Below are 4,450 nucleotides of genomic sequence, written 5' to 3'. Positions count from 1 at the left end.
CGCACCACCGTCATCGACCACGGCATCGTCCCGCCCCAGGCCGAGTACACCGGCGAACTGGACCGACTCGCCGTGGTCATCAACGAGCCGGTACGCCGCTGGCGGGTCACCGGCACCGACCTGCTGCCCCGCTTCGCGGAGATCGCCCCGCTGGACGTGTTCGGCATGAAGGTCGCCGGACTGGCCGACCACCTCGGCCTGCCCGCCGACCGGGTCACCAGCCACGACGACGTGCCGCAGGCGCGCATGCACGCCGAGTTGGGGCGGCGGCGCGCGTACCTGCACCTGTGCCGGTGGACCTCCCTGGGCCTCAGCCTCATCGAGGCGATGACGATCGGCATGCCGGTCGTCGCGCTGGCCACCACCGAGGCGGTGATGGCGGTGCCGCCCGGCGCCGGAGTCCTCGCCACCCGGATCGACACCCTGCTGGACGCGGCCCGCCGGTTCGTGGAGGACCCGGCGGAGGCGCGCCGCACCGGCGCGACGGCCCGTGCCGTCGCCCTCGACCGGTACGGGCTCGACCGATTCCTCGCCGACTGGGACCGGCTGCTGGAGGAGGAAACATGCGCATCGCGATGATCTCGGAGCACGCCAGCCCACTCGCCATCCTCGGCGGCGAGGACGCCGGTGGACAGAACACGCACGTCGCCGAGCTCTCTGCCGCCCTGGTCGCCGCCGGGCACGACGTCCGGGTCTACACCCGACGCGACGCCGTCGACCTGCCGGTGTCCGTCCGGAGCGCGGACGGCTACGACGTGGTGCACGTGCCGGCGGGACCGGCCGAGCCGCTGGCCAAGGACGCGCTCCTGCCGCACATGAAGGAGTTCAGCCGCTGGCTGGTCGACCGGTGGCGGAGCAGCGACTGGACGCCCGAGGTCATCCACGCGCACTTCTGGATGAGCGGCCTGGCCGCGCTGGCCGCCGGCCGGCAGACCGGTGTACCGGTCGTGCAGACGTACCACGCCCTCGGCGTGGTCAAGCGCCGCCACCAGGGCGTGCAGGACACCAGCCCGGCACGGCGGATCGGGTACGAGCGGGAGTTGGGTCGCTCGGTGGACCGGGTGATCGCCCAGTGCCAGGACGAGGTGGGGGAACTGGTCCGGATGGGGGTGCCCCGATCCCGGATGACGGTCGTCCCCTCCGGGGTGAACCTCGGCACCTTCGCGCCGCTCGGCCCCGCCGCCGATCGGGACGTCGACCGGCCGCGCATCCTCACCGTCGGTCGGCTGGTGGAACGCAAGGGCTTCCAGACCGTCGTCCGGGCGATGGCGTACGTGCCGGACGCCGAGTGCGTGGTGGTCGGCGGACCACCGGCCGGCCTGCTGGAGAGCGACCCGTACGCCCGACGGCTGCGGGCCCTCGCGGGCACCTGTGGCGTGGCCGACCGGGTACGGCTGGTCGGCGCGGTGCCCCGCGAGGAGATGGGCCGCTGGTACCGGTCGGCGGACGTGCTGGTCGCCGCCCCCTGGTACGAGCCGTTCGGCCTGACGCCCCTGGAGGCGATGGCCTGCGGGGTGCCGGTCGTCGGCACCGCCGTCGGCGGCATCAAGGACACCGTCGTCGACGGTGTCACCGGTGACCTGGTGCCGGCACGGGATCCGCGCGCGTTGGGGGACACGATCCAGCGCCTCCTCGACGACCGGATCCGACGGTTCGCGTACGCGACCGCGGCGCGGGAACGGGCCCGCCGGACGTATTCCTGGGCGGCGACGGCGGAACGCCTGGCCGCGGTCTACGAGGAGGTGGCCGCGGTTCGCCGGCCGATCCGGGTGGTGGCCGGATGACCGGGCCGACCCTCGTCGACTGTCACCTGGCGAACCTGGCGGCCGCGTTGCTGCCCTACCGACAGGCCGCCGAACGCCTCAGCGACTGGGGCACCGAACTCGCCTGGACGCTCGCCCGCGGCGGACGACTCCTCGTCGCCGGCAACGGCGGCAGCGCCGCCGAAGCCCAACACCTCACCGCCGAACTCGTCGGCAAACTCCACGACGACCGCCAACCCCTGTCCGCCATCGCCCTGCACGCCGAAACCAGCGCCCTCACCGCCATCGGCAACGACTACGGATACGACCACATCTACGCCCGCCAGGTCCACGCCCACGGCCGCCCCGGCGACATCCTCCTGCTCATGTCCACCAGCGGCGCCAGCCCCAACCTCCTGCACGCCACCCACGCCGCCCGCGAGATCGACATCCGCACGTGGGCGCTCACCGGACCCCTACCCAACCCGCTCGCCGAGGCGTGCCACGACACCCTCGCGATCGAGTCCTCCGACAGCCAGGTCGTCCAGGAACTCCACCTCGTCACCAGCCACCTGCTCTGCGAGTACGTCGAACTGGCACTGCCCGGGGCTGTCGCCGCTCCGGTCGGCCGGGCCCCGCACCGGGTGTCCACCGCACATCCCCGCTCCGGAGGAGTCCGGACCGGTGTCGAGGTGGTGCTGGACGGGGACACGAGCCCGCACATGGAGACGTGAATGAGGAGGGAAGCGTGACGGGACCCCTGGTGGTGGTCGGTGACACCCTGCTCGACCGGGACGTCGAGGGGGTGGTGAACCGGCTGTGCCCGGACTCGCCGGTGCCGGTGCTCGACGAGACGGCGTACTCCGACCGGCCCGGCGGCGCGGGCCTCGCGGCGGTGTTCGCCGCCGCCGCGCGGGGCACCGAGGTGGTGCTGGTGACCGCGCTGGCCGACGACGCCGGTGGCGCCCGCCTCAGCTCGCTGCTCGCCGCCGCCGGAGTGCAGGTGTACGCGCTGCACCTGCGCGGCGCCACCCCGGAGAAGGTCCGGCTGCACGCCCGGGGCCGCGTGCTGCTGCGCCACGACCGGGGCGGGACCCCGGGCGAGCCGGGCGAACCGTCCGCCGCGGTCCTGCGGGTGATCGCCGACGCGACCGCCGTGCTGGTCAGCGACTACGGCCGCGGTGTGGCCCGGCAACCCGCCCTGCGGGCCGCGTTGGCCGCCACCCGTGCGCCGGTGGTCTGGGACCCGCACCCGCGCGGCCCGGCGGCGGTGCCCGGCGTGCACCTGGCCACCCCGAACGAGTCCGAGGTTCGCGAGCTGGCCAAGGCGCCCCCCGGTGCGGGCCGGTTGGTCACCGCGTCGCGGGGCGCGCAGGGGCTGCGCCGACGCTGGCGGGCCGGTGCCGTCGCGGTGACCCTGGGCGGGGACGGTGCCCTGCTCTGCCACGCCGGGTCGACGCCGCTGGTGGTGCCGGCACCGGCCACCGCCGACGGGGACACCTGCGGGGCCGGGGACCGGTTCGCGGCCACCGCCACCCTGGCCCTTGCGCGGGGTGCGCTGGTCTCCGAGGCGGTGCAGGAGGCGGTCGCCGAGGCGACGGCGTACGTCGCGGCCGGGGGAGTGGCGGCGGCGCTGCCACCGCAGGTGCGGCCGTCGCCGGTCACGGTGTCCGGCCCGGGCGGGGATCGCGTCGGCGTGGCGGCGGCCGCCGCCGTGGTGTCCGAGGTACGCGCGGCCGGCGGCACGGTGGTGGCCACCGGGGGCTGCTTCGACCTGCTGCACGCCGGTCACGTGGCGACCCTCCAGGCGGCCCGGCAACTCGGGGACTGCCTGGTGGTCTGTCTCAACTCCGACGCCAGCGTGACCGGACTGAAGGGGCCGGAGCGGCCGGTGGTGCCGCAGGGCGACCGCAGCCGGCTGCTGGCGGCCCTGAGCTGCGTCGACGCTGTCATGATCTTCGACGAGCCGACACCGCACGGGGCGCTGTCCTGGCTGCGGCCGGACATCTGGGTCAAGGGCGGCGACTACGCCACCGGCGGCGGCGACCCGGTGCTCCCGGAGGCGGAGATCCTGCGCCGTTGGGGCGGACACACGGTCGTGGTGCCCTACCTCGACGGCCGCTCGACGACCAGCATGATCGCCGCCGCCCGTTCGCGCGGCACGGACGGGTCCCCGCCGGCCGGGACCCGGCTCACCGACACGGTGCCGGCGGCCGGTGCCGCGCTGCGCCGCCCGCAGACCCCGGAGGGGACGCGATGAGCATGAACGCTGGGCACCGCGGCGCCGGGTCGACGGTGCTGGTCACCGGCGGTTCCAGCGGTCTGGGCGCCGCGGTGGTGGAGGCGGTGGCCCGCGCCGGGGGACGCCCGGTGGTGCTGGACCGGCGTCCGCCCGCCGACGGGGTGCCGTGGGTCGAGTGCGACCTGGCCGACACCCGCGCGGCCGGGGCGGCCACGGTGCAGCTCGCGGAACGCTCCGGCGGCCTGGACGCCGTGGTCACCGCCGCCGGGATGGACGTGCCGGGCAAGCTCGGTGACGTCCCGGCCGAGACGTGGGACCGGATCGTGGCGGTCAACCTGCTGGGTACCGCCGCGGTGGTCCGGGCGGCGTTGCCGTTCCTGGAGGCATCGCACGGCACGGTGGTGACCGTGGCGTCGACGTTGGGGATCAAGGCCGTCAGTGACGCCACCGCCTACTGCGCGGCGAA

Annotated in this window: 5 protein-coding genes; all 5 read left to right on the top strand. The window is 75.2% G+C overall.

Translation table 11 applies throughout. The features are described from left to right. A partial coding sequence (locus ACTMSW_RS30625; RefSeq protein WP_441184273.1) for a glycosyltransferase family protein occupies positions 1-579 on the top strand: 579 nt, incomplete at its 5' end. Further along, positions 564-1,784, top strand: coding sequence for a glycosyltransferase (locus ACTMSW_RS30620; protein WP_441184272.1), 1,221 nt, complete (start codon positions 564-566; stop codon positions 1,782-1,784). The genes ACTMSW_RS30625 and ACTMSW_RS30620, both read left to right, overlap by 16 nt. Further along, positions 1,781-2,476 carry a D-sedoheptulose-7-phosphate isomerase gene (locus tag ACTMSW_RS30615; RefSeq protein ID WP_441184271.1) on the top strand — a complete coding sequence of 232 codons (696 nt, stop codon included), beginning with the start codon at positions 1,781-1,783 and terminating at the stop codon, positions 2,474-2,476. Before ACTMSW_RS30620 ends, ACTMSW_RS30615 begins: the two co-directional genes overlap by 4 nt. Positions 2,477-2,505: 29 nt before the next feature. Next, entirely contained in the window at positions 2,506-4,002 is a 1,497-nt protein-coding gene (locus ACTMSW_RS30610; protein ID WP_441184275.1) for a PfkB family carbohydrate kinase, read from the top strand. 2 nt (positions 4,003-4,004) lie between these two features. Continuing rightward, positions 4,005-4,450, top strand: a 446-nt coding sequence (locus ACTMSW_RS30605) for an SDR family oxidoreductase (protein WP_441184274.1), incomplete at its 3' end; no start/stop codon positions are given.

This window comes from Micromonospora sp. BQ11 (genome assembly GCF_052068135.1).
In the GTDB taxonomy this organism is placed as follows: domain Bacteria; phylum Actinomycetota; class Actinomycetes; order Mycobacteriales; family Micromonosporaceae; genus Micromonospora.
This window is presented reverse-complemented; position numbering and strand designations above follow the sequence as displayed.

Coding starts and splice junctions, on each gene's coding strand:
- ACTMSW_RS30620 (WP_441184272.1), top strand. CDS start 564: ATGCGCATCGCGATGATCTCGGAGCACGCCAGCCCACTCGCCATCCTC.
- ACTMSW_RS30615 (WP_441184271.1), top strand. CDS start 1,781: ATGACCGGGCCGACCCTCGTCGACTGTCACCTGGCGAACCTGGCGGCC.